Source organism: Streptomyces sp. NPDC036813, assembly GCF_055609245.1.
Genome location: NZ_JBVJPV010000009.1, coordinates 103,846 through 124,173, shown reverse-complemented (window position 1 = coordinate 124,173; position 20,328 = coordinate 103,846). Strand labels below are relative to the sequence as shown.

Here is a 20,328-nt window from a genome sequence, read left to right as displayed (position 1 = left end):
TCGGCCGCGCTCCGGGGACTCAGGCACCGCACCCCAGTGTGGAGTACGACACATCGCGGAAACGAGGGGCGTGCGATGACTTTTTGCGTCCGCTTCGTGACCGGCTGGTGATCCCGGCGGGCGCGCAGGACCGGAGCGCCGGGGCCGCACGGGGCCGCTCCGGGTCAGAGCGCCGCGGCTCCGTGCGCCTGAAGCGCCTGGTCGTACTGCTGAAGCACCCACAGCTCGTTCTGTACGGCGGCCAGGGCGGCCGGGTCGCCGGCGGCGCCGAGGCGGGTCAGCTGGGACTGGACCTCGGTGATCCGGCGTTCCACGGCCCGGCGGCGGACGGTGACCAGGACCGTGCCGGCGTAGGTCTCGTCGACCGTGCGGCGCAGGATCGCCTCGACGGCCAGCTCCGTCACCATCGCGCGGACCCGGTCGTCGGGGGCGGCCTCACGGACCCGGACCAGGTACTCCTGCGCGTCCGTCAGGCCCTGCTCGGCACCGCCCGCGTCCAGGATCGCCTGGCGTACGGCGGCGTAGGGCGGGGCGGTGAACTCGTCGACGCCGTACGCGTCGAAGGCCGGGGAGACCAGTTCGGGGCGTTGCAGGGCGAGCTTGAGCAGTTCGCGTTCGGTGGCGTAGACGGGGTTGCGCAGGGTGAGGGCCGGGCCGGAGAACGCCGGGCCGCCGGTGGCCGCCCACTGCTGCCGGTCCGGCTGCTGCCGGTCCGGCTGCGTGGCCGGCGCCGGGCCCTTGCCGCCGCGGTCGCGGGCCCAGCGGGCCAGCTGGGCGACCCGCTTGACGACGAACTGCGTGTCGAGGATGCCGAGCATCCCGGCGAGCTGCACGGCGACCTCGTGCTGGGCGCCGCTGTTCTTGATGCGGGCGACGACGGGGGCCGCCTCGTCGAGGGCCGCCGCGCGGCCGGCCGGGGTGTCCAGGTCGTAGCGGGCGACCATCTGGCGCAGCGCGAACTCGAACAGCGGGGTGCGCGGTTCGACCAGGTCGGCGACCGCCTCGTCGCCCTTCACGAGGCGCAGTTCGCACGGGTCCATGCCGTCGGGCGCGATCGCGATGTACGTCTCGGCGGCGAACTTCTGGTCGTCCTCGAAGGCGCGCAGGGCCGCCTTCTGGCCGGCCGCGTCACCGTCGAAGGTGAAGATCACCCGCGCGCTGCCGTTGTCCATCAGCAGGCGGCGCAGGATCTTGATGTGGTCGGTGCCGAAGGCGGTGCCGCAGGTGGCGATGGCCGTGGTGACCCCGGCGAGATGGCAGGCCATGACGTCGGTGTAGCCCTCGACGACGACCGCGCGGGAGGACTTCGCGATGTCCTTCTTCGCCAGGTCGATGCCGTACAGCACCTGGCTCTTGCGGTAGATCGCCGTGTCGGGCGTGTTGAGGTACTTCGGGCCGTTGTCCGCCTCGTACAGCTTGCGGGCGCCGAAGCCGACGACGTCGCCGCCGATGTCGCGGATCGGCCACATCAGACGGCCCCGGAAGCGGTCGATGGGGCCGCGGCGGCCCTCCTGGGCGAGGCCGGAGAGCAGCAGCTCCTTGTCGCTGAAGCCCTTGCCGCGCAGATAGCGCACGAGGTGATCCCAGCCCTGGGGGCTGTAGCCCACGCCGAAGTGCAGGGCGGCGTTCTGGTCGAAGCCGCGCTCGGCGAGGAAGATCCGGCCGGTGTCGGCCTCGGGGCTGGTGGCGAGCTGTTCGGCGTACCACTCGGCGGCGACCTTGTGCGCCTCGACCAGGCGGATGCGTTCGCCGCGCTGGTGGGCGGGGTTGTAGCCGCCCTCCTCGTAGCGCAGGGTGATGCCGGCCTGGCCGGCGAGGCGCTCGACGGCCTCGGAGAAGGTCAGGTGATCGACCTTCATCACGAAGGCGATGGTGTCGCCGCCCTCCTGGCAGCCGAAGCAGTGGAAGAGTCCCTTGCTCGGGCTGACCTGGAAGGACGGCGTCTTCTCGTCGTGGAAGGGGCACAGGCCCTTGAGGTTGCCACCGCCGGCGTTGCGCAGCTGGAGGTACTCGGAGACGACGGCGTCGATCGGGACAGCGTCCCGAACCGCCTTCACGTCCTCGTCTCTGATCCGTCCTGCCACGTGGAGATTCTACGGGGCCGGACCGACACTCCTGGGGCGAGACGTCCCGCGCCCGGCCGGGGGCCCGGGGGTTGCCCCCCGGGGATCACGGCACGGGGCCGGACCGGCACTCCTCGGACGAGACCTCCCGCCCCCGGCCGGGGGCCCGGGGGTTGCCCCCCGGGACCACGGCACGGGGTCGGGGCCGGCCTTCCGGAGGCTCAGGAAGCCAGGCTGTCCAGCGGGACGTGCGGGTCGGCCAGGGCGTCCAGGTCCACCGGCCTGCCCGAGCGGATCAGTTTCTGGATGTGCTCTGTGACATCCCACACGTTCACGTTCATCCCGGCCAGGACGCGGCCCTCCTTCACCCAGAAGGCGATGAACTCCCGCTTCGCGGCGTCCCCGCGGATCACCACCTCGTCGTACGTCCCCGGCGGCGCCCAGCCGCTGTACTCCATGCCGAGGTCGTACTGGTCGGTGAAGAAGTAGGGCACCCGGTCGTGGACGACGTCCTTGCCGAGCATCGCGCGGGCGGCCGCGGGGCCGCCGTTCAGCGCGTTCGCCCAGTGCTCGACCCGCAGCCGGGTGCCGAACAGGGCGAGCGGGAAGGAGGCGACGTCACCGGCCGCGTGGATGTCCGGGTCGGACGTGCGCAGCCGCTCGTCCACCACGACCCCGCCACCGTGCGCCCGGTCGGCGATCTCCAGCCCGGCCGCCTCCGCGAGGCTGGTGCGGGGCGCCGCCCCGATGGCCGCCAGCACGTCGTGCGCCGGATGCTCCTCGCCGTCGTCGGTGCGGGCGGCGAGGACCACGCCGTCCTGGCCGACGATCTCGGTGAGCCGCGCACCGAAGTGGAAGCGCACGCCGTGCTCACGGTGCAGCTGCGCGAAGACGTTGCCCAGTTCGGGTCCGAGGACACCGTGCAGCGGGGTCGCCGACGGTTCGATCACCGTGACCTCGGCGCCGTACTCCCGGGCCGCCGCGGCGACCTCCAGACCGATCCAGCCGCCGCCGGCGATCACGAGGTGGCCGTTGTCCCGGCCGAGCGCGCTCAGCACGCCCTTGAGCCGCTCGGCGTGCGCGAGGCGGCGCAGGTGGTGCACGCCGGCCAGGTCGGTGCCCGGGATGTCCAGCCGGCGCGGCTCGGCGCCGGTCGCCAGCAGGAGCTTGTCGTAGTGGACGAGCGTGCCGTCGTCACCGAAGCGGACCGTCTTGGCGGCACGGTCGATCGCGTCGACGGTCTGGCCGAGGTGCAGCTCGATGTCGTTCTGCGCGTACCAGGCGGGTTCGTGCACGAAGACGCTGTCGCGCTCCTCCTTGCCGAGGAGGTAGCCCTTGGACAGCGGGGGGCGCTCGTAGGGGTGGTCGCGCTCGTCGCAGATCAGTATCACGCGCCCGTTGAAGCCCTCCGCCCGCAGCGTCTCGGCCGCCTTGGCGCCGGCCAGGCCGCCTCCGACGATGACGAATGTCTGGTCCGCGTCGACCACTTGATGCCTCCTCGTAAGGGTGCCGCCACAGGGGAGCGTCCCGCACGGAGCGTGATGGGGGAAGAGGGTGTGGCCCGATCAGGCCACGGAGGGTCACATTGGGTTGCGTCCGGATGGGTGGTTACGGCACATGCGCCTCCCAGTGTCACGTCTGTCTCGTCAGCCTGGCGTGAAGGGAACGAGCCGAGGCGTCGGTCAGGGAGGCGATCTGATCGACGATCACCCGTTTGCGTGCGCGGTCGTCGCCGGCCTTGTCGAACAGGGCGCGGAACTGCGGGTCCAGGCCCTCGGGGGCGCGGGCGGTGAGCGCGGCGGCCAGCTCCAGGACGACGATGCGCTGGTCGGCACGCAGCCGTTCCTGCTCGTCGCGCTGCATGACGTACCGGTCGGCGACCGCCTTCAGCACCGCGCACTCCAGGCGGGTCTCCCACGGCACGACCAGCTCGGCGGCGTACCGGGTGAGCCGTCCCGCGCCGTACGCCTCCCGCGTGGCGCCCTCGGCGGACAGGCAGAACCGGCCGATGAGCTGGCTGGTGGCGTCCTTCAGCCGGGCCTGGGCGACGGCCGAGCCGTCGTAGCCGTGCGGCCACCACTCCTCGTCCTGGAGGCGGTCGAGGGCGGCGGCCAGCTCCTCGGGGTCGGTGTCCGCGGGCACGTACCGGCTGATCGCGACCTGGAAGACGTCCTGCCGCTCGGGCTCGGCGTGCAGGCAGACGGGGTCGATGTGGCCGGCGTGCAGTCCGTCCTCCACGTCGTGCACCGAGTAGGCCACGTCGTCGGACCAGTCCATGACCTGTGCCTCGAAGCAGGTGCGCGCGCCGGGGGCCTCCTTGCGCACCCAGTCGAAGACCGGGCGGTCGTCCTCGTACACCCCGAACTTCCCCGAGGCCGGGTCGGTGGGGTGGGCGCCGCGCGGCCAGGGGTACTTGGTGGCGGCGTCCAGGGCGGCGCGGGTGAGGTTGAGGCCGACGGAGCCCTCCTCGGTGAACCGCTTGGGTTCGATGCGGGTGAGCAGCCGCAGGGACTGGGCGTTGCCCTCGAAGCCACCGCAGTCCTGCGCGAACTCGTTCAGCGCCTGCTCGCCGTTGTGACCGAAGGGCGGGTGACCGAGGTCGTGCGAGAGGCAGGCGGCCTCCACGAGGTCCGGGTCGCAGCCGAGGGCCGCGCCGAGCTCCCGGCCCACCTGGGCGCACTCCAGGGAGTGGGTGAGGCGGGTGCGGGGGCTGGCGTCCCAGGCGGACGCGCCGGTCCCGCCGGGGGTGACGACCTGGGTTTTGCCGGCGAGCCTTCGCAGGGCCGCGCTGTGCAGGACTCGGGCCCGGTCGCGTTGGAATGCGGTGCGGCCGGGGCGCTTTTCCGGTTCGGGGGCCCAGCGTTCGGTGTCCTGCGCGTCGTACGGCATGTCTCGACAGTAAGCGCGGGGTGTGACAAACGTGCGCCTACGCGTCTGCCGAGTTTCCGTTTCCGGTTTCCGGGCGCGGGTTCCGGGCCGGGCCGGCCGGAGCGGTGTCACGGCCGTGCCCGTCGTGCCTATGCCTCCTCTTCTCCCGCCGAACCCGCGGAGGGCAGCCGCTCGCGGATCTCGTCCATCACGGAGGAGTCCGTGAGTGTCGTGACGTCGCCCAGCGCGCGGTTCTCGGCCACGTCCCGCAGCAGGCGGCGCATGATCTTGCCGGAGCGGGTCTTGGGGAGTTCGGCGACGACCATGATCTGCCGGGGCCGGGCGATCGGGCCGATCTCCTTGGCGACGTGGGCGCGCAGTTCGGCCGCCACCTCTTCTGCGCCGGCCGGCCCGCCGGCCCCCGGGTCTGCCGCGTCGCCGCGCAGGATGACGAAGGCCACGACGCCCTGCCCGGTCGTCGGGTCGGTCGCGCCGACCACGGCTGCTTCCGCGACCGTCGGATGGGAGACGAGGGCGGATTCGACCTCCGTGGTGGAGATGCGGTGCCCGGCGACGTTCATGACGTCGTCGACCCGGCCCAGCAGCCAGATGTCGCCGTCCTCGTCCTTCTTGGCGCCGTCCCCGGCGAAGTACATCCCGGGGAAGCGGGACCAGTACGTGTCGATGTACCGCTGCTCGTCGCCCCAGATGGTGCGCAGCATCCCGGGCCACGGGTCGGTCAGGACCAGGTAGCCGCCGGAGCCGTCGGGCACCGGCTTGCCGCTGTCGTCGACGACGTCGGCCGCGATGCCGGGCAGGGGCCGCAGGGCCGAGCCGGGCTTGCAGACGCTCACGCCCGGCAGCGGGCTGATCATCTGGGCGCCGGTCTCCGTCTGCCACCAGGTGTCCACGACCGGGCAGCGGTCGGAGCCGATGTGCTTGCGGTACCAGATCCACGCCTCCGGGTTGATCGGCTCACCGACGGAGCCCAGCAGGCGCAGCGACGACAGGTCGAACTCGGCCGGGACGTCACCGCCCCACTTCATGAAGGTGCGGATCGCGGTGGGCGCGCAGTAGAGGATCGACACACGGTACTTCTCGACCAGCTCCCACCAGCGGCCCTTGTGCGGGGTGTCCGGTGTCCCCTCGTACATCACGGAGGTGACGCCGTTGGCCAGCGGGCCGTAGACGATGTACGAGTGGCCGGTGACCCAGCCGATGTCCGCCGCCGTCCAGAACACGTCCCGTTCCGGTTTGACGTCGAACACCGCCCAGTGCGACCAGGCGACCTGGGTGAGGTAGCCGCCGGTGGTGTGCAGGATGCCCTTCGGGCGGGCCGTCGTACCGGAGGTGTACATGATGTACAGCGGGTGTTCGCTGTCGAACGCCTCGGCCTCGTGCTCGGAGGGCTGGGTGTCCACCAGGTCGTGCCACCACACGTCCCGGCCGTCGGTCCAGTCCACCTCCTGTCCGGTGCGCCGGACGACCAGGACGCTGCGTACGTCGGGACACTCGCGCAGCGCCTCGTCGACCGCGGGTTTCAGCGCCGAGGGCTTGCCCCTGCGGTAGCCGCCATCGGCCGTGATCACCACACGCGCGTCGCAGTCGAGGATCCGGCCGCGCAGCGCCTCGGCGGAGAAGCCGCCGAAGACCACGGTGTGCGGGGCGCCGATGCGGGCGCAGGCCAGCATCGCCACCACCGTCTCCGGGATCATCGGCATGTAGATCGCCACCCGGTCGCCGGTGCGCACCCCGAGCGAGCGCAGGGCGTTTGCCGCCCGGCAGACCTCCGCCGTCAGGTCGGCGTAGGTGATCGTGCGGGTGTCGCCGGGCTCGCCCTCCCAGTGGAATGCGACCCGCTCCCCGAGACCGGCCGCCACGTGCCGGTCCAGGCAGTTGTACGCCGCGTTCAGGCGCCCGCCGGTGAACCAGCGGGCGAACGGGGCACGGCTCCAGTCCAGGACCTCGTCGAAGGGCCGTGCCCAGTCCAGCCGGCGGGCCGCCTCGGCCCAGAAGGCGAGGCGGTCGGCGTCGGCGCGTTCGTAGTCCGCCGCGGTGGCGTTCGCCGCGTCGGCCAGCTCCGGGGGCGGCGGGAACCGTCGCTCCTCGTGGAGCAGGTTGGAGAGTGTTCCGCCACCGGAGTCGGTCATGCGTGGGCTCCGAAGGGTCCGCGATGGTGCGTGCGGTGCGGCCGCAGGTGTTCACCGAGGTTCGGGAAGACCGGCATGACGGCACGCTGGTACGTGGAGTTGGTGACGCCGGCGAAGGACGCGTACCAGGCGCACACGGCCGTGACCAGACCCAGCCAGCCGCCGGCCTTGGCGGTGTTCGGGGACTGCGCGAATTCGGCGACGCACAGGACGATGAACGTCGCGGACAGCGTGACGAACACGGCGAGGACCGCCCCTGTCGTGCGGGTCGCCGCGACGGTCATGTAGACCGTGAAGACCGCCCACACCAGCAGGAACAGGCCGGTGGCCTGGTGCGCGGTGGACGCCGGCAGACCGGGCGCGACGAACTTCGCGTAGGCCGCGTACGACAGCCAGAAGGCGCCGAAGGAGCCGAACGCGGTGGCGCCGAATGTGTTGCCCTTGCGGAACTCCCACATGCCGGCGAGGAGTTGCGCGAGCCCGCCGTAGAAGAGGGCGAGCGGCAGGACGACGGCGACCAGTGTCTTGTCGTGGATGAGATTCGCGTTGAAGGTGCTGAGAACGAAGGTCGTCGCGGCGAAGGCGGCGAGGCCGAGCGGACCGGGGTCGGCGATTTTTCCTTGTTCGGTGGTCGGGGTGCTCATGTGCGCCTCCTGCTGTGACATGGATCACAAGGATGCAGATCCATTGTAGGCACCACCTATGCGTGTGGACGCCTCGCGCACAGCCTGCACGGAGTGACCGGTGCCGCCTGCACGACGAACGTCCGGCGCGGTCGGGGCACCCCCCGAGTTTCCCGGAAGCGGATTTCTAGGCGGCGCTCGTCACCGGCATCCGCAGCGCCTGGTCGTACCTCTGCAGCACCAGCCGCGCCATCGCCGGGTGGGCACCCAGGGGCTGTGCCGCCATCCACGGAGCCGCCGCCGCGACTTGCGTCGCGAAGCGGCCCGGGGCCGTGAAGCAGGAGGCCACGGCGATGCGGTGGCGGCCCCTCGCGGTCAGGGCACGGAGGGCCGTCTCCACCGTCGGGGTCGCCGCCGAGGCGTACGCCGCGACGACCGGTACGCCCAGGCGGTCGGCGAGGAGGTGGGCCGTGCGGCGGGTGTCGGCCGTGGAGTCCGGGTCGCGGGAGCCGGCCGCGGCCAGGACCACGGCGCTCGCCCGGCGCTCGCTCTCCGTCGTCCGCACCGGCCAGCCGGCCTCGGTGAGGCGGGCGTACAGGGTCTCCACCAGGAGCGGGTGGGGGCCCAGCGGGGCGGCCACGCGTGCGCGTACCGGGGAGGCCGCCGCCAGCTCGGGGATGTCGTGCTTGACGTGGTAGCCGCGGGTGAGCAGCAGCGGGACCAGCACCGCCTCCGTGTCGCCCAGGGCGGTGAGGGTGTCGGAGAGCAGGGGGGCGTTGAGCTCGATGTGGCCGAGGTGCACGGGCAGCGCGGGGCGCAGTTCGCGGACCCGTTCCAGCAGGGTGCGCACGGTGCTCAGGGCGCGCGGGTCGCGGCTTCCGTGGGCCACGAGGACCAGGGCGGGAGGGGCGGGACGGCGCCGGCCGTCGGGGCGGACCAGGCGGAGCCGGCCGGCCAGCTCGGTGCCGATCGCGGTCATCAGGTGCGCCGTGGTGTCGAGGGGGGCTTCGTCACGGGGAGGGTTCGACGCCGTCATGGAAGGGATCCTGGCCGGGTGAGGTTGCGTCCCCGTTGCGGGGCCGTGACGGCTGTCTTTTCGTGGGGCTCACCGCGGGCCCGTGTGCGACGTGAGCGAACCGGATCGGATGCCGGCGCGTCCTGATGGATCGGGACCGATCAGGAGGGGCCGGAGAAACGATGCGCCGTTGGAGACTGCCCCGGACGCGTACCGGACAGCGCCGGTTGGTGCAGGCGGCGATGGCCGTGTGCGTGCTGGCGCTGCTCCCCTCGACCTGGTTGTACACCGTCGCGGGCGAGCGGCTGCGCGGTGCGGCCGACGTGCCGCACACCGAGGTCGCCGTCGTCTTCGGCGCGGGCCTGTGGGACGGGGAACCGTCGCCGTATCTGGCGCACCGGCTGGACGCGGCGGCCGCGCTGTACCGGGCGGGGCGCATCGAGGTCGTGCTGGTGACCGGGGACAACAGCCGTGTGGACTACGACGAGCCGGACGCCATGCGCACCTACCTGCGCAAGCACGGGGTGCCGACCGAGCGGATCGTCAGCGACTACGCCGGCTTCGACACCTGGGACTCCTGTGTGCGGGCCCGGAAGATCTTCGGGGTGCACCGGGCCGTGCTGATCAGCCAGGGCTTCCACATCCGGCGGGCGGTGGCGCTCTGCGAGGCGGCGGGGGTGACGTCGTACGGCGTCGGTGTGGACGAGTGGCACGACGCCACCTGGTACTACGGCGGCACCCGGGAGGTCTTCGCGGCCGGCAAGGCGGCGCTGGACGCCCTCTTCCGGCCCGACCCGCGCTTCCTCGGCCCGAAGGAGCCGGGCGTGGCGCGGGCCCTGGCGAGCGGCCGCTGACCCTCGCCCTGTCCGGCCGTCGGCGGCCGCCGCCCGACCGGGCCCGGCCTCCTCCGACCGTCGCCTCACGGTGCCCGGCCGGGCGCGGGGAGGTCGCCGTTCGGGCCGTGTAACACCACGTCGTGCGGGCCCGTAACACGGCCGACGCAGGCTGAGGGGCATGCAGAACACCGCGACGCCCACGCACTGCCCGTACTGCGCCCTGCAGTGCGGGATGAATCTGACGCCCACCCCCCAGGGGACGGTGGAGGTGACGGAGCGCGCGGACTTCCCGGTGAACCGGGGCGCGCTGTGCGGCAAGGGGCGCACCGCGCCGGCCGTGCTGTCCTCCCGGGTGCGCCTGACCTCACCGCTGGTGCGCTCCGCCGGGGGCGCGCTGGTGCCCGCCTCCTGGGAGGAGGCGCTGGACCGGATCGCCGGGGGGCTGCGCCACGCGCGCGTGGAGAGCGGTCCGGACGCGGTGGGGGTGTTCGGCGGGGGCGGCCTCACGAACGAGAAGGCCTACACGCTCGGCAAGTTCGCGCGGGTGGTGCTCGGCACGTCCCAGATCGACTACAACGGGCGTTTTTGCATGTCGTCGGCCGCTGCGGCCGGCACGAAGGCGTTCGGTCTTGACCGGGGGCTGCCGTTCCCGCTGGAGGACATCCCGAAGACCGGCTGTGTGATCCTCGTCGGCTCCAACCTCGCCGAGACGATGCCTCCGGCGCTGCGCTACTTCCAGGAGCTGCGGGAGAACGGCGGCACGCTGATCGTCGTCGACCCGCGCCGGACGCGGACCGCCGAGCAGGCCGACCTGCATCTGGCGCCCCGGCCGGGCACCGACCTGGCGCTGGCGCTGGGCCTGCTGCACCTGGTCGTCGCGGAGGGCCGGGTCGACGAGGGTTACGTCCGTGAGCGCACCGCGGGCTGGGAGGAGGCGCGCGCGGCGGCGATGGCGCACTGGCCGGAGTACGTGGAGCGGATCACGGGCGTGTCCGTGCCCGAACTGCGTGAGGCGGTGCGGATGTTCTGCGAGCCGGAGGCGGCGATGGTGCTCACCGCGCGCGGCCCGGAACAGCAGTCCAAGGGGACGGACACGGTGGGCGCGTGGATCAACCTGTGCCTGGCGACGGGGCGGGCGGGGCGGCCGCTGTCCGGGTACGGGTGTCTGACCGGGCAGGGCAACGGGCAGGGCGGGCGGGAACACGGCCAGAAGGCCGACCAGTTGCCCGGCTACCGCAAGCTGGACGATCCGGCGGCCCGGCGGCATGTGGCCGCGGTGTGGGGCGTGGACCCGGACACGCTGCCGGGGCCGGGGCGCAGCGCCTACGAGCTGCTGGACGCGCTCGGCACCGACATCCGCGCCCTGCTGCTGATGGGCTCCAACCCGGTGGTGTCGGCGCCGCGTGCCGCGCACATCGAGGAGCGGCTGCGCTCGCTGGACTTCCTCGCCGTGTGCGACGTCGTGTTGTCGGAGACGGCGGCCCTCGCGGACGTCGTGCTGCCGGTGACGCAGTGGGCGGAGGAGACCGGCACGACGACGAACCTGGAGGGCAGGGTGCTGCTGCGCCGGCGGGCGCTCACGCCGCCCGAGGGGGTCCGCAGCGACCTGGACGTCCTGCACGAACTGGCGGCCCGCTTCGGGGTGGAGAAGGGTTTCCCGGCCGACCCGGAGGAGGTCTTCGAGGAGCTGCGCCGGGCGAGCGCGGGCGGGCCGGCCGACTACTCCGGGATCACCTACCGGCGACTGGCCGAGGAGGACGGCGTGTTCTGGCCGTGTCCGGCGCCGGTCGAGGACGGACCCGGCACGGACGAGGGCGAGGACGCCGTCCTCGACGCGCCCCTGCTGGACGACGACCCGGCCCGCGAGGCGCCCGGCCCGCATCCGGGCACGCCCCGGCTGTTCCTCGACCGGTTCGCGACGCCCGACGGCCGGGCCCGGTTCGTGCCGGTGTCGCACCGGCCGGCGGCGGAGGAGCCGGACGAGGAGTACCCGGTGCTGCTGACCACGGGCCGGGTGGTCTCCCAGTACCAGTCGGGCGCGCAGACCCGGCGGGTGGAGGAGCTGAACCGGGCGGCGCCGGGTCCGTTCGTGGAGCTGCATCCGCGTCTCGCGGCCCGGCTGGGCGCGGCGGAGGGCGACCCGGTGGCCGTGGTGTCGCGGCGCGGGCGGGCGGTGGCGCCGGCCCGGATCACGACCGCGATCCGCCCGGACACGGTGTTCATGCCGTTCCACTGGCCGGGCGAGGGCCGCGCCAACACGCTGACCAACCCGGCCCTCGACCCGACGTCGCGGATGCCCGAGTTCAAGGTGTGCGCGGTACGGCTGGAGGCGGTCGCTCCCGCGTAGCTCATCTGCTGGTGAGCCAGTCCCCGCCCTCGATCGGCGTTCCCCGCGCCCGCAGTCGTGCCGCGACCGCGGGCGCGGCGACGTACACCCAGGCGCGCACCGGGGTGCCGTCGCTCTCGCGCACGGCCTGGCGTGCGACGCGTTCGTAGAGGCTGCGCGGGTCGCCGGGGACGCAGTCCTCCAACTGGTCGAGTGCGATGAGCAGTTCGCCGTAGTCCTCGGGCCGTGCCGTCACCAGCTCACCGCTCACCGCTCCCCGGGGCTCCTCGACGGCGTAGGGGTAGCCGGGCCCCTCGTAGAGCCTCAGGCCGGGCATCCGCGCCGGTTCCTCGCGCGCCGTGCGGCCGCGCAGGAACAGCTCGTGGTTGGGCTGGCCGGGGCGCAGGGTGCCGTAGACGAAGAACGGGAGGTGCGGCGGGGGCGGGAGGGTCACAGAAACGATTCTGACTCCACACACACCTCCCCGTACGCGCTATGGACATGACATGTCATGGCCTCTTAAATCTGGGTCAACATCTGCGCCGCCCCCACGCGCCCCAAGGCGCCCTTCCGAGGAGAACGATGAGTCGGATACGGCAGCACGACCCGGAGTCCCGCACCCACCGCAGCTCCCGCAGATCCCGTCTCGCCGCCGCCGGCGTGGCCGCCACCACCGCGGCCCTGCTGGCCGCCGCCCTCTCCCCCGCCGCACAGGCGGCCGACCGGCCCAGCCGGGCCACCGCCATCGCCCACGCCACGGACGTCCTGCGCTCCCACGCGACCGCCCTCGGGCTGACCGGCGCCGTGAAGACCACGATCCGCGACGTGATCGTGGACAAGGACGGCACCCAACACGTGCGTTACGACCGCACCTACCACCAACTGCCCGTGCTGGGCGGTGACTTCGTGATCCACCTCGCCCCCGACGGCAGCTACCGCAGCGCCTCCCGGGCGACGAGGTCCGCCCTCTCCCTGCCGAGCGTCACCCCCAAGGTCGCCGGACCCAGGGCCGCCGACCTGGCCGCGAACGCGCTGCGTGCGGTGAACCTCGGCGAGACCCTGCGCAAGCTGACCGCCAAGCCCGAGCTGGTCGTCGACGCGCTGCACGGAGCGCCGAAGCTGGCCTGGCGCACCAACGCCGTCGCGCAGGACGCCCAGGGCAACCCGGTGGCCCGCACGGTCCTCACCGACGCGACCAGCGGGGCCCAGATCGACGCCTGGGACACCCTGGAGCACGTCAGCGGCGACGGCAAGTCGCTCTACAGCGGCACGGTAGCGCTGGAGACCACCCAGTCCGGCTCGTCGTACCAGCTCAAGGACCCCACCCGCGGCAACACGTACACCGGTGACGCGGCGAACAAGACCGACCTGTGCTTCCTCGGCATCTGCTTCAGCCGGGCACCCTCGACGGTCTTCACGGACGCCGACAACCACTGGGGCACCGGCGCCACCGCCGACCGCGCCTCGGCAGCCGTCGACGCCCAGTACGGCACCGACGAGACCTGGGACTACTACAAGAACGTGCACGGCCGCAACGGCATCGCCGGCGACGGCAAGGGCTCGTACAACCGCGTCCACTACGGCAACGCCTACAACAACGCGTTCTGGGACGACAGTTGCTTCTGCATGACGTACGGCGACGGTGACGGGACCACCTTCGGTCCGCTGGTCGCGCTCGACGTCGCCGGGCACGAGATGACCCACGGCGTCACCTCGAAGACCGCCGCGCTGACCTACTCCGGGGAGTCCGGCGGGCTCAACGAGGCCACCTCCGACATCCTCGGCACGATGGTGGAGTGGTACGCGAACAACTCCTCCGACACCGGTGACTACCTCATCGGCGAGAAGATCGTGAAGCCCGGCTTCGGCAAGGCCGCCCTGCGCTTCATGGACAAGCCCTCCAAGGACGGCAACTCCGCGGACTACTGGAGCAGCACGGTCGGCAACCTCGACGTGCACTACTCCTCCGGCGTCGCCAACCACTTCGCGTACCTGCTCGCCGAGGGCAGCGGCGCGAAGACCATCAACGGCGTCAGCTACGACTCGCCGACGTACAACGGCTCGAGCGTCACCGGGATCGGGCGGGACAAGGTCGGCAAGATCTGGTACCGGGCGCTCACGGTCTACATGACGTCGTCGACGAACTACGCGGGCGCGCGAGCGGCGACCCTGAACGCCGCGAAGGACCTCTACGGCGCGGGCAGCGCGGAGTACAACGCGGTGGCGGCGGCGTGGAACGCCGTCAACGTGAACTGACCTGAACGGACGACGCCGTACCGGCGAGGGGACCTGTCCTCACCGGTACGGCGTTCGCGTGCCGTTTCCCGGTCAGGAGACGGTCGTCGCGTACGAGCTGAGCAGGTTGAAGTTCTGCGCGTACGCGTCGTGCGGGGCGTCGCCCTCCAGGCGCAGCAGAGCCTCGTCGTTGTCCCGCAGGGAGGAGTCGTCGAGGTTGTGCGAGCCGGTGAAGGTCCACTTGGTGTCGGGGTGGCCGGCGTAGTTTCCCTCGATGGTGAAGTACTTGGAGTGCACCAGGTAGCCGTCGGCGGTGTTCAGCTTCTTCAGCGAGAGGTTGGTGTGGCCCTTGAGGGTGGCCTCGTCGTTGCTGTTGGCGTACACGATCTGCACCGAGCAGCCCTGGGCGGCCAGGCCGACCAGCGCCTGGACGACCGCGTCGCGGTGCAGGGCGAAGGCGGCCACGCGGACGATGGACTTGTGCGTGGATGTGCCGACGACCGTGTTGCCCGTGCAGGAGACGTTGTCGAGGACGTCGACGACGACGTCCCCGGTGGACTGCGGGAAGAAGTAGTACTTCTCGGTGCCGGCCTTGGCGGTCGTGTAGTAGTTGTTCGTGCGCTTCTCCGCCGCGAGGTCGTTGAAGTAGTTCACGTACGCCGTGTAGAGGTCGGTGTTGCCGACCACCGTGTAGGCGTTGTTGAAGTACTTGTCGACGTTGACCGAGGTCTGGTTGGCGGAGGCCTGGATGACCACGTCCTCGGCCACGCCCGCGTCGCCGACGCGGGAGAACGTGAAGAACTTGTTGTGGTTGATCGGGTTGGTGCCACCCGTCGCGATGCAGGCGCCCTGGCTGCCGCACACGTGCACCCACGAGGAAGCGGACATGCTGGTGCCCAGCTCCGCCTTCAGGCTCGCCACGGCCGGCGAGTCGGCGTACGTCGGGTCCAGCACCACGCGGATGTCGACACCGCGCCGGTGGGCGCGGATGAGGGCGTCGGCGTAGTCCTGATCCTTCAGCGCGTAGAGGCTGGCGCGAATCAGGCGGCCGGACTGGGTGTCGTCGATCGCCTTGACGATGTGGTCCTTGACGGCGTTCTGTTCGGACGTCGTGCCCTTGGGGTTGTTGAACACCGCTCCCGTGACGATGGGCGCGTCGGCCGCGCTCGAGACACCGGTGGTCGGCAGGAACATGGTGGTGGCCAGTAGGGCCGTCACGAGCAGACGCTTGCGCACGCAGGGGCTCCCGGAGATCGTCATGGATGGCGGCACCCGATGAGACCACACTTCCCCACGCGTTCGCCATGCCCATGACCGTGAGGGGGAGACGCGCGTCGACGTCAGCCCGTTCACACCGGTGGACCACGCCCGTCCCGTACTCTTCGTCGGCTCCCCGCAACCGCCGGTGACCTGCTGAAACGGTGTCGGTCCCGGGCCCTGGGGCCGCCTGACGACACCCGTTCGCCACACTTTTGACGGGCCCTCAGGGAGCGGGCGCGGCGTGCGGGGCCTTACCTCGGAAGGGCAGGGGCAACCGACCGCTCGAAGGAGCACCGATGCGACGCACCGTCCGCGTGCTGACCGCTGCCGCGCTCGCCGCCACCGCTCTGGGCGCACTCGCCGCGCCCGGGTACGCGGCGGACGCCGGCGGCCTCGAGGTGTACCCGACCACCGTGGCGCCCGGCGCCGACGTCACGGTGAACACCGCGGCGTGCGGCGACGGCGGCGCGGCGGCGGGCGACGCCGGAGCGGTCGGCGCCGGCCGGTTCACGCTGGCGCCGAGCACGCACCAGGGCGACGCGATCGGGCAGTTCCGGGTGCCGCCGAGCGCGCAGCCGGGGACGTACGAGATCGTCGCCACGTGCGCGGAGGGCGACCGCGTGGTCCGTGGCGACCTGATGGTGGCGCTGACCCCCGAACGCGGGCAGCTGCAGCCGCACGGAAGTGTGAAGACGGGGGTCGGCGGAGCCCTGGGCCCCGACCCCGTACAGACCGCGGCCGGCGTGGCGGCTCTCGCCGTCGCCGCCGCGGGCGGTACCTGGCTCCTGCATCGCCGGGCGAGAGGCGACGGGATCTGACGGACACCCTCCGCTGTCCGTCCGCCGGTACCGCAGATCCCCTCCCCCTCCGGGTCCGACGCCCCTCGCGGCCCGGAGGGGGCACGGGGCGACGGCCCTTTCCCGCCGGGCCGGGGCCCCCGGTTCTTGCCGTCGAGCGTTCCCAGACCGTTTCGTCGAGAGGGCTTGCCATGCGTCGGGTCGGCAACACCGCGATAGCGGCGGTCACCGCCGCCGCCCTGTGCACCGGTGCCTGGCTGGTGCACAACGGCACCGCCGGGCACGCCCCGCCGCAGCCGTCGGCCGCCGAGGCGTCCGCCGACCCGGGCGCCGAGGGCTCCGCCGCACCCGCGCTCCCGCCGTCCCCGCCCGACCGGATCCGCATACCGTCGATCCGCGTCAACGCCCCGCTGATGGGCCTGTCCCTGACCCCGGCCGGCAGCCTGGACGTCCCGCCCGCCGGCCGCAAGAACCTCGCCGGCTGGTACGAGGCCGGCACCACCCCCGGCGAGCGCGGCACCGCGATCGTCGCCGGACACGTCGACAACGCCGACGGCCCCGCCGTCTTCTACGACCTCGGCGCGCTGAAGAAGGGCGCCGCCATCGAGCTGGACCGGCGCGACGGCAGCACCGCCGTGTTCACCGTGGACGCCGTCGAGGTCTACCGGGCCGAGAACTTCCCCGACGAGAAGGTCTACGGCGCCGCCCGCCGCCCCGAGCTGCGCGTGATCACCTGCGGCGGCGGCTACTCCCGCGCGACCGGCTACCAGGGCAACGTGGTCGTCTTCGCCCACCTGACCGGCAGCCGCCGCTGACACCGACGCGTACGGCCGCCGCCTAGGCCCACTGCTCGTAGGCCAGGTTGGCGACCAGGGCGAGGACCACCGTCAGCAGCACGATCCGTACGAAGCCGCTGCCCTTCTTCAGCGCGGTGCGCGCGCCCAGCATGCCGCCGGTCAGGTTGAACACGGCCATCACTGCGGCCAGTTGCCACAGGACGGCGCCCTGCCAGGCGAACATGGCGAGGGCGCCGGCGTTGGTGCAGCAGTTGACGATCTTGGCGGTGGCGGACGCGGTCACCAGGTCCAGGCGCAGCATCGCGGTCAGGGCGAGGACGAGGAAGGTGCCGGTGCCGGGGCCGATCAGCCCGTCGTAGAAGCCGATGCCGAGGCCGGCGAGGCCGATCGCGGCGAGGACACGGCGGCGGGTCACCGGTGTGGCGGCGGGCGCGGTGCCGAAGGCGGGGCGGGCGATGACGAACGCGGCGACCCCGAGGAGCACCACCATGATCACCGGCTTGAGGACTTCGGTGCTCATCCCGGCGGCGAGCAGCGCCCCGCCGGAGGAGCCGAGGAGGGCCGCGACCCCGATGCGCACGGCGGTGCGCACGTCCACCGGCGCCCGGCGGGCGTAGGTCACCGCCGCGCCGGTCGTGCCGACGATGGCGACCGCCTTGTTGGTGCCGAGAGCGTGCGCGGCGGGCGTGCCGGCCGGCAGGCCGAGCAGCATCACCGGCAGCAGCAACAGCCCTCCGCCGCCGACCACGGCGTCGATCCAGCCGGCCGCGAGCGCGGCGAGGCAGAGGACGGCGACCATGGTCAACGGGATGTCGGGCATGCCCGCGACCCTAGGGACGGGAAAGGTGCGCCGTCCATGTATCTGAGGGGCTTCTGAGGTTCCCCGGTGGGGGCCGGGTCAGGCGGCGTCCTCGAGATAGCGCAGCACGGCCAGCACCCGGCGGTGGCCCGCCTCCGACGGCGGCAGGTCGAGCTTGGTGAAGATGTTCGCGACATGCTTCTCCACCGCCCGCTCGGAGACGGTGAAGGCCGTGGCGATGCCGTGGTTGGTGCGGCCCTCGGCCATCAGCGCCAGCACCTCCCGCTCGCGCGGGGTGAGCGCGTCCAGCGCGCTGCGGCGGCGGCTCGCGCCGAACAGCTGCGCCACCACCTCGGGGTCGAGCGCCGTACCGCCGGCCGCGACCCGCTCCAGCGCGCCGATGAACTCACCGATGTCGACGACCCGTTCCTTCAGCAGGTAGCCGACGCCGGACGGGTTGCCCAGCAGCCGCGCCGCGTGCGCCGTCTCGACGTACTGCGAGAACAGCAGCACCCCGGTGCCGGGATGCTCCTCGCGCAGCCGTACGGCGGCCCGCACCCCCTCGTCGGTCTGGGTGGGCGGCAGCCGGATGTCGACGACGGCGACGTCCGGGGTGTGCCCGGCGACGGCCGTGAGCAGGGCGTCCGCGTCGGCGACCGCGGCGGCCACCTCGACGCCGCGCAACTGGAGCAGCTGGACCAGTCCGTCGCGCAGGATGGCCGAGTCCTCGGCGATGACGACGCGCATCCGACCTCCGTCACAGGGGCAGTTCGACGGTGACCACCGTAGGGCCGCCGGGCGGACTGTCGCAGGTGAGCGTGCCGTCGACGGTGCGGACCCGGGCCAGCAGGCCGGTGAGTCCGGAGCCGGCGCCGATCACCGCGCCGCCGCGCCCGTCGTCGGCGACCGTCAGCCGCAGCCGCCCCCCGTCGGTGCCGACGCTCACCTCGACGGTCCCGGCGCCGCTGTGTTTGGCCGCGTTGGCGAGGAGTTCGGCGGCGCAGAAGTAGGCGATGGACTCGACCGCGGGGCCGGGCCGGGTGGTGAGGCGGGTGGCGAGCCGGACCGGCAGGGGGCTGCCGGCGGTGAGCGTGGCCAGCGCCTTGCCCAGGCCCTGGTCGAGGACGGGCGGGTGGATGCCCCGCACCAGGTGGCGCAGGTCGGAGATGGCCTGGGTGGCGTGGGACTGGGCGGTGCCGACGGCGCTCAGGACGCGGTCGCGGTCGGCGCCCGCCGTGACCAGTTCACGGATCAGGGTGAGGTGCATGGCGACCCCGACCAGGCGGGCCTGCGTGCCGTCGTGCAGATCGCGTTCGATACGGCGCAGGGTGGCGGCCGCGTCCTCGACGGCGTGCGCGCGCGTCTCCTCCAGAGTGCGGATGCGGCGCGCGGCGGCGTCCGGTCCGAGCAGCGCGGCCAGCAGGGCGCGGTGGGGCGCGAGGGCGTGCCGTACCAGGTGGGGTGCGGCGACGAGGAGGAGCAGTCCGAGGGCGACCGGGAGCAGCCAGCGCGGCCAGGTGTCGACCTGGTGGCCGAAGAACTCCAGTGACACGTGCCGCGTCGAGCCGTCCGGCTCGTGCACGGTGATGTAGTTGACGCGCGCGAGCAGCGGATGGAGTGTGAGCAGGACGCCGTAGACGTATCCGATGACGACGGCGACGATCCCGAGGACGGCTGTGAACGGGGTCAACAGCGCGCACCCCACGGCCCGCCATCCCGGCCGCTCGCCCAGCAGCGCCCGCCGCCACCGCAGCGGCCCGCCCGCCGCCACCGGCTCCGGCGGCTCGATCTCCAGCCCGAGCAGGCCGCGGGCCAGCGCCCGCTGGAGTGCGCCCAGCGCCAGCGCGCCCCGGACCGTGCCGGCCATGACCCACAGCCCGAGCGTGGTCACCGCCAGCAGCCCGCCCAGCACCAGCCCGACGAGCGTGAGCAGGAACCCGGCGAGGGCGAGCGGGAGGGCCAGGAGCGCGTAGAGCAGCGCGGCGAGGGCACGGCGCCCGAAGGTGGCGGCGCCCAGGGCGCGCACGGGGATCACGGCAGCCCAATCTAGCCGAGCAGCGCGGCGGCCAGACGGCGCTGCACCGCGGTCAGCCCGCGCACGAGCCACGGCGTCAGCAGCAGGAAGCCGATCCCGCCGAGGACCGCGTGGAAGGCCCAGGCCCCGGCGAAGGTGGGCCCGCCCCAGGCGCTCGCGTAGTCGTCACCGGCGCGCAGCGGCCAGAGCAGGTTCATCGGCACGAGGGACCAGCCGTAGAACGTGACGGCGGCGGCGAGCAGGTTGAGCGGGGTGGACAGCAGGGCGTGGACGAGGCCGGCGCGGGAGCCGACGGGCAGGTCGGCGCCGAGCAGGCGGCGGTGCAGGGTCCGCTGCCAGCGTGCGGTGGGCGCGCCCAGCAGGGCGAGCGGCACACAGACCAGGCCTGCGGGCAGCGCGAGCACCGCGTAGGCGGTACGCCGCCAGGACGCGGCCGTGAAGGGTTCGCGGACGATGCGCCACACGTGCGCGGCGGCGGAGTCGGCGGAGTGGGAGCGGTGCGCGAGAGCCATGACGGATGCCTC

General features: G+C 72.8%; 17 protein-coding genes. 5 read left to right on the top strand and 12 right to left on the bottom strand.

Translation table 11 applies throughout. From position 1 onward, the window contains the following. Positions 1–164: 164 nt before the first annotated feature. The 6 genes from dnaG to ACZ67Q_RS19970 all read right to left on the bottom strand — a co-directional run bounded on the left by dnaG (position 165) and on the right by ACZ67Q_RS19970 (position 8,740). Positions 165–2,084, bottom strand: coding sequence for a DNA primase (gene dnaG, locus ACZ67Q_RS19995; protein WP_471183720.1), 1,920 nt, complete (start codon positions 2,082–2,084; stop codon positions 165–167). A 200-nt stretch (positions 2,085–2,284) separates the two neighbouring features. Then, positions 2,285–3,550 (bottom strand): NAD(P)/FAD-dependent oxidoreductase, encoded by a 1,266-nt coding sequence (locus ACZ67Q_RS19990; RefSeq protein ID WP_471183717.1) that lies wholly within the window; start codon positions 3,548–3,550, stop codon positions 2,285–2,287. A gap of 145 nt (positions 3,551–3,695) precedes the next feature. Further along, positions 3,696–4,952, bottom strand: a complete 1,257-nt coding sequence (locus ACZ67Q_RS19985; RefSeq protein WP_471183714.1) for a deoxyguanosinetriphosphate triphosphohydrolase — start codon at positions 4,950–4,952, stop codon at positions 3,696–3,698. 128 nt (positions 4,953–5,080) lie between these two features. Continuing rightward, the gene (acs, locus tag ACZ67Q_RS19980) at positions 5,081–7,081 is read right to left on the bottom strand and encodes an acetate--CoA ligase (protein ID WP_471183711.1); all 2,001 of its coding nucleotides are present in this window, start codon (positions 7,079–7,081) and stop codon (positions 5,081–5,083) included. After that, positions 7,078–7,725, bottom strand: coding sequence for an acetate uptake transporter (locus tag ACZ67Q_RS19975; protein ID WP_471183708.1), 648 nt, complete (start codon positions 7,723–7,725; stop codon positions 7,078–7,080). The genes acs and ACZ67Q_RS19975 overlap by 4 nt, the downstream gene beginning before the upstream one ends. 166 nt (positions 7,726–7,891) lie before the next feature. Then, a complete protein-coding gene (locus ACZ67Q_RS19970) occupies positions 7,892–8,740 on the bottom strand; it encodes a sirohydrochlorin chelatase (RefSeq protein WP_471183705.1) in 849 nt (282 codons plus the stop codon). Between the two features lie 161 nt (positions 8,741–8,901). On the opposite strand from ACZ67Q_RS19970, the gene ACZ67Q_RS19965 reads away from it, so the two are divergent. Continuing rightward, on the top strand, positions 8,902–9,573 hold the full coding sequence (locus tag ACZ67Q_RS19965) for a SanA/YdcF family protein (RefSeq protein ID WP_471183703.1): 672 nt from the start codon (positions 8,902–8,904) through the stop codon (positions 9,571–9,573). 160 nt (positions 9,574–9,733) lie between these two features. After that, the gene (locus ACZ67Q_RS19960) at positions 9,734–11,902 is read left to right on the top strand and encodes a molybdopterin oxidoreductase family protein (protein ID WP_471183700.1); all 2,169 of its coding nucleotides are present in this window, start codon (positions 9,734–9,736) and stop codon (positions 11,900–11,902) included. 1 nt (position 11,903) lies between these two features. Here ACZ67Q_RS19960 and ACZ67Q_RS19955 read toward each other — a convergent pair whose 3' ends face one another. Then, on the bottom strand, positions 11,904–12,335 hold the full coding sequence (locus ACZ67Q_RS19955; RefSeq protein WP_471183697.1) for a gamma-glutamylcyclotransferase family protein: 432 nt from the start codon (positions 12,333–12,335) through the stop codon (positions 11,904–11,906). A gap of 128 nt (positions 12,336–12,463) precedes the next feature. Here ACZ67Q_RS19955 and ACZ67Q_RS19950 point away from each other — a divergent pair, with 128 nt between their 5' ends. Further along, positions 12,464–14,137 (top strand): M4 family metallopeptidase, encoded by a 1,674-nt coding sequence (locus ACZ67Q_RS19950; protein WP_471183694.1) that lies wholly within the window; start codon positions 12,464–12,466, stop codon positions 14,135–14,137. A 72-nt stretch (positions 14,138–14,209) separates the two neighbouring features. Here ACZ67Q_RS19950 and ACZ67Q_RS19945 read toward each other — a convergent pair whose 3' ends face one another. After that, positions 14,210–15,352, bottom strand: coding sequence for a phospholipase D-like domain-containing protein (locus ACZ67Q_RS19945; protein WP_471183691.1), 1,143 nt, complete (start codon positions 15,350–15,352; stop codon positions 14,210–14,212). A gap of 320 nt (positions 15,353–15,672) precedes the next feature. Between ACZ67Q_RS19945 and ACZ67Q_RS19940 the strand changes: the two genes are divergently transcribed. Both ACZ67Q_RS19940 and ACZ67Q_RS19935 read left to right on the top strand, forming a co-directional pair. Continuing rightward, positions 15,673–16,194, top strand: a complete 522-nt coding sequence (locus tag ACZ67Q_RS19940) for a hypothetical protein (RefSeq protein ID WP_471183689.1) — start codon at positions 15,673–15,675, stop codon at positions 16,192–16,194. A 170-nt stretch (positions 16,195–16,364) separates the two neighbouring features. Continuing rightward, positions 16,365–16,988 carry a class F sortase gene (locus tag ACZ67Q_RS19935; protein WP_471183686.1) on the top strand — a complete coding sequence of 208 codons (624 nt, stop codon included), beginning with the start codon at positions 16,365–16,367 and terminating at the stop codon, positions 16,986–16,988. Between the two features lie 22 nt (positions 16,989–17,010). Here ACZ67Q_RS19935 and ACZ67Q_RS19930 read toward each other — a convergent pair whose 3' ends face one another. The 4 genes from ACZ67Q_RS19930 to ACZ67Q_RS19915 all read right to left on the bottom strand — a co-directional run bounded on the left by ACZ67Q_RS19930 (position 17,011) and on the right by ACZ67Q_RS19915 (position 20,316). Beyond that, positions 17,011–17,790 carry a sulfite exporter TauE/SafE family protein gene (locus ACZ67Q_RS19930; RefSeq protein WP_471183684.1) on the bottom strand — a complete coding sequence of 260 codons (780 nt, stop codon included), beginning with the start codon at positions 17,788–17,790 and terminating at the stop codon, positions 17,011–17,013. Positions 17,791–17,868: 78 nt separating this feature from the next. After that, positions 17,869–18,516 carry a LuxR C-terminal-related transcriptional regulator gene (locus tag ACZ67Q_RS19925; protein WP_471183682.1) on the bottom strand — a complete coding sequence of 216 codons (648 nt, stop codon included), beginning with the start codon at positions 18,514–18,516 and terminating at the stop codon, positions 17,869–17,871. 10 nt (positions 18,517–18,526) lie between these two features. Continuing rightward, positions 18,527–19,804, bottom strand: a complete 1,278-nt coding sequence (locus ACZ67Q_RS19920) for a sensor histidine kinase (RefSeq protein WP_471183679.1) — start codon at positions 19,802–19,804, stop codon at positions 18,527–18,529. Positions 19,805–19,815: 11 nt separating this feature from the next. Further along, positions 19,816–20,316: a hypothetical protein gene (locus tag ACZ67Q_RS19915; protein ID WP_471183677.1), complete on the bottom strand. Its 501-nt coding sequence runs from the start codon at positions 20,314–20,316 to the stop codon at positions 19,816–19,818. Positions 20,317–20,328 lie beyond the last annotated feature (12 nt).